Origin of the sequence: Baekduia sp., from assembly GCF_035318805.1 — a bacterium.
GTDB lineage: Bacteria > Actinomycetota > Thermoleophilia > Solirubrobacterales > Solirubrobacteraceae > Baekduia.
Map to the genome: position 1 here is coordinate 1 of NZ_DATHDY010000039.1, position 4,167 is coordinate 4,167.

A 4,167-nucleotide genomic window follows, 5' to 3' on the forward strand; every position below is an offset into this window, starting at 1 on the left:
GCTGCGGTAGTAGTCGTCGTAGATCCAGCGGCGCCACATCTCGGCGTAGCTGTCGCGGTCCTTGCGGCGGTCCTTGGTGCCGTACTCGATGAACGTCCCGATCGCCGCGTCCACGACGCAGTGGTTGTTCCACCAGGCGTAGCGCAGGTCGCGCTCCAGCAGCTCGCGGTTGCGCTCGTCGGCCAGCGCCATCAGGATGATCGAGTAGCCGTTGGAGATGTGGCGCGACTCGTCCGACTGGACCGAGTGGAACACGGTCGGCAGCAGGTAGTCGCCGTTGGCCGCCGCCTCGGAGGGCATCGCCACGAACAACACGTTGGTGAACGCCGTCTCGGCGACGATCGTCAGGTACACGTTGGCCGCGGTGATCGCGTCACCGGTGATGAACCCCTCACCGAACTGCCGCCCGATCGTCCCCGCGTAGCAGTTCGAGAAGCCCTTCTCGGAGATGTCGAACCCGGCCGGGTCGATGTAGTGGTTCATGTACAGGCGCTTGAGGTTCATCTGGATCGTCGAGTGGCGCACCTCGTCGATCATCTGGATCGCCAACCCGTTGTGAACCTCGGGATTGGGCACCGCGTTGATGGCCAGCGGCATCGCCCGCGCGGCCGAGATCTCCGGGAACGGGATGATGCTCAAGAACAGCTTCTGCCACTCCATCCAGCGCTCCTGGACCTGCCGGAACATGTTGCCCCGGATCGCGCCGTCCATCGCGCCGAACACCCGGTTGTCCTTCTCCTCCTCCATCGGGAAGTAGGAACGCAGGACCTGCTTGAGCGGATCCTTCTTGGGAGCCTTCTCGAAGGTGTAGTCGGTGGCGTACTTCTCGACCGGCGACACGAACGTCGGCTCCCAGGACAGCTCCTGGATCTTCTGATGCGACTTGGTGATGCTCGGGCGACTCACGGCTTCCGCCTCCTGTTCAACGGGGTGGACTGCGGGACCGGTGCGCGCCCTCTGCGGGCCTCAGGTCCGGCTTGCTGCTTCTTATAGTCCGAGCGCCTTTCATCGGCCTTTCAAACGCCGGGGACCGCCAGAACGGTCAACACCCTCGGCCAGAGGCAACGGTTCCGCGGGACAGGTCAGCGGAGGCGGTGCGGGTACGACCATCTCCTTGCCTTGCATGTACCAATGGGGATGACCCGGACTGACTGATGCCGCAGAACCCATGGCTGGCCATCGACGCCGCCACGTCGCCGATGGTGCGCGCCAAGCAGTTGCGCCAGGCCTGGGAGGACTTCCTCTGCGAAGGGCGGCTGGAGGGCATCAGGACGCCGATCGCCGAGTCGTGGCAACGGTCGTACGCCGCCGGCGTCGACCCGTCGGGCGACCACGCCGCGCCGGCGCTCGCCGACGCTGACGAGGCCGCGGCCCGCTGGCACGAGCATCCGCTCGCGGCCGCGGCCGCGGTCATCCGCGACTGCCTGGCGCCCATCGCCGTCGCGGCAGGCCACCTCGTGGTCGTCAGCGACGCGGACGGGATGCTGCTGTGGATCGACGGTCCGGCGGGCGTCCGGCGCGCTGCCGCCGACTCGATGAACTTCACCGAGGGCGCCGGATGGAGCGAGAGCGGCCCCGGCACGAACGCCATCGGCACCGCGCTCGGAGCGGGCCACGCCGTCCAGGTCTTCGCCGCCGAGCACTTCAGCGAGGTCGTCCAGGAATGGACGTGCGCGGCCGCGCCGGTCCGCGATCCCGACACCGGGCGGCTGCTGGGCGTCATCGACGTGACCGGCGAGCTCGGCACGGTCCATCCGCACAGCTTCGGCTGTGCGGTGGCCACGGTCCAGGCCGTCGAGTCGCACCTGCGGTGCCTCATGCACGAGCGCGACGCGCGGCTGCGGGCGCGCTACGAGGACCGCGCCGGCAGCGGGCGAGCGTTGCTCGTGACGCCCAGCGGACGGATCCTCTCCGCCGGCGACGCGGTGAGCGCGATCGGCGGGCAGCGGCTGGCGGTGCCACCCGGCGGCGGAGAGCTCACGCTCCCGTCCGGGGTGCGCGCGTTCGCCGAGCCCATGGGCCGCGGGGACGCGTTGGTCGTGCGCCCGGCCGACCAGCGCACCGCGGCCCGGTCCCGGCCGCTGCTGAAGCTCACGCTCCTGCGGCGCGACCAGCCGCACGTCGAGCTCGACGGACGGCCGCTGCAGCTCAGCCGCTGCCACACGGAGATCCTCGCCCTGCTCTCCGACCGCCCAGCCGGCATGACCACCGAGCATCTGGCCGCCGAGCTGTACGGCGACGACGGGCGGCCGAGCGCCGTGTGGGCGCACATCTTCCGGATGCGCAAGCTCCTCGGGCCGTGGATCGACGCGGCGCCGTACCGGCTCTCGCTGGACGTCGAGTCCGACGTCGCGCGCGTCCGGGGGCTGCTGGAGCGCGGCGCCGTTCGCGAGGCCGCCGAGCAGTACGAGGATCGGCTGCTGCCCCTCTCGGAGGCGCCGGGCGTCGTGCGCGAGCGCGACGCGCTCGAAGCCTGGCTCCGCCAGGCCGTGATGACCGCCGACGATGCCGAGGCGCTCTGGGCCTGGGTCCGATCAGCGTCGGGGCACGACGACCTCGCCGCGTGGAAGCGCCTGCTCGCCAACCTCGACTACAGCGATCCGCGGCGGAGCCTGGCGGCGTCGCGCGTCGGCTCGCTGCGGGCCTTCCTCGAGGCCTCCTGGGGGTCAGCCTGAGTGGCGCTCGAGGAAGCGGGCGACGTCGCCGTCTGCCTCCGGCTCGTCGGTGACGTACAGATGGCCGGCCTCGGGCCACAGCTGCAGCTCCGCGCCGGGGATCGCCTCGGTCAGCACGTACGCGTTCTTCGGCGACTGGAGCATGTCCTGCCCACCGTGGACGACGAGCGTCGGAGCGACGATGGCGCCGAGCCGGCCGTGCGTGCTGTGGGCCGCGGCGGCCGCGACCTGATGCAGGTACGCGAGGGCGTCCGGTGGATGCTGCAGGCGGCGCGCGATGTCCTGCGCGATGCGGTCGCCGTGCGATCGGCGCGTCTGCTGACCGTAGCTGTAGGGCACCGCCGCCCACGCGGCCTCCTCCGCACCCATCGCGCCCGCGCGCGCGAAGAAGGTCAGCACCTGCGGGTCCTGCGGGATCGCGCGCGGCCCGCCCGGCGTGGTGGCTCCCAGCACGAGCCCCTGGACGCGGTCGCGGTAGCGGAGCGCCATCTCCTGCGCGACCATCCCACCGAGCGAGATCCCGTACACGTGCGCGCGCTCCTCGCCCGCGGCATCGAGCACCGCGACGGCGTCCCTGGCCATCTGCGGAACGAGGTACGGCCACGGCGAGCGGTCGCTCAGGCCCATGTCGCGGTGATCGAAGGCGAGCACGCGGAACTGCGGCGCGAGTCGCTCGATCGTCCGCCAGCCTGCCTCCACCGACATCCCCTGGCCGAGGATGAGCAGCACCGCGGGCCCGCGGCCGGCGCTCTCGTAGTGGACACGCAGGGGACCGCTGTTGGCGAAGGGCATCTGTGCGACTCAGGATGCCGATGCCCGCGGGCCGCGGCCGCTGGCCGTCGTGACAGGCCACACCGACCGCCGGAACGGCGGCGCGGCGGTCACGCGGCGAGCGTGGTGCGTGCGCTAGCCGAGGAGCTCGCGTCCCAGCGGGATCGAGTGCTTGGCCAGCTCGCGCACGAACGTCGCCTGGGCGCTGGCGACCGTCGCGATCCACTCGACGTCGGTCTGGTTGGCCGCCTGCTCCTGATAGTCGGCGATCGACTCGAGGGTCTTCTCATACATGTCGAGGCAGAGCCTGGCAGCCTCGCGATGTGCCGCGAGCATCTGCTCGCTGATCTTGCCGAACGGCTCGGGCGCCGGCGTCGCGAACGGGAAAGCGCTACTCGTGGTCATGGTGATGTGACTCCCTGGTGGTTCCTGTGACGGAGAACGCCTGCGTCATGCTCCGTTGCCGGGGACGCGCAGGATGATGGCGTCGCCTTGGCCGCCGCCGGAGCAGATGGCGGCGACGCCGAGGCCGCCGCCGCGGCGGCGTAGCTCGTGGACCAGCGCGCCGAGGATGCGGGCGCCGGAGGCGCCGATCGGGTGGCCGAGGGCGACGGCGCCGCCGTTGACGTTGACGCGCTCCTCGTCGATGGCCAGCTCGCGGATCGACTGCAGGGTGACCGAGGCGAAGGCCTCGTTGATCTCCCACAGGTCGATGTCTGCC

General features: G+C 71.1%; 3 protein-coding genes and 2 pseudogenes. 1 reads left to right on the forward strand and 4 read right to left on the reverse strand.

The features are described from left to right. Window positions 1–906: pseudogene (locus tag VK501_RS09290) on the reverse strand (methane monooxygenase); the annotation flags it as partial. Window positions 907–1,154: 248 nt separating this feature from the next. On the opposite strand from VK501_RS09290, the gene VK501_RS09295 reads away from it, so the two are divergent. Further along, on the forward strand, window positions 1,155–2,675 hold the full coding sequence (locus tag VK501_RS09295; protein WP_324336904.1) for a hypothetical protein: 1,521 nt from the start codon (window positions 1,155–1,157) through the stop codon (window positions 2,673–2,675). Here VK501_RS09295 and VK501_RS09300 read toward each other — a convergent pair. From VK501_RS09300 to VK501_RS09310, 3 genes and pseudogenes are all read right to left on the reverse strand, one after another. After that, complete coding sequence (locus tag VK501_RS09300; RefSeq protein WP_324336906.1) at window positions 2,667–3,467, reverse strand: alpha/beta fold hydrolase; 801 nt, start codon at window positions 3,465–3,467, stop codon at window positions 2,667–2,669. The genes VK501_RS09295 and VK501_RS09300 overlap by 9 nt on opposite strands. A 114-nt stretch (window positions 3,468–3,581) precedes the next feature. After that, window positions 3,582–3,851 carry a hypothetical protein gene (locus VK501_RS09305; protein WP_324336908.1) on the reverse strand — a complete coding sequence of 90 codons (270 nt, stop codon included), beginning with the start codon at window positions 3,849–3,851 and terminating at the stop codon, window positions 3,582–3,584. Between the two features lie 45 nt (window positions 3,852–3,896). Then, window positions 3,897–4,167, reverse strand: a pseudogene (locus VK501_RS09310) (acetyl-CoA C-acyltransferase); the annotation flags it as partial.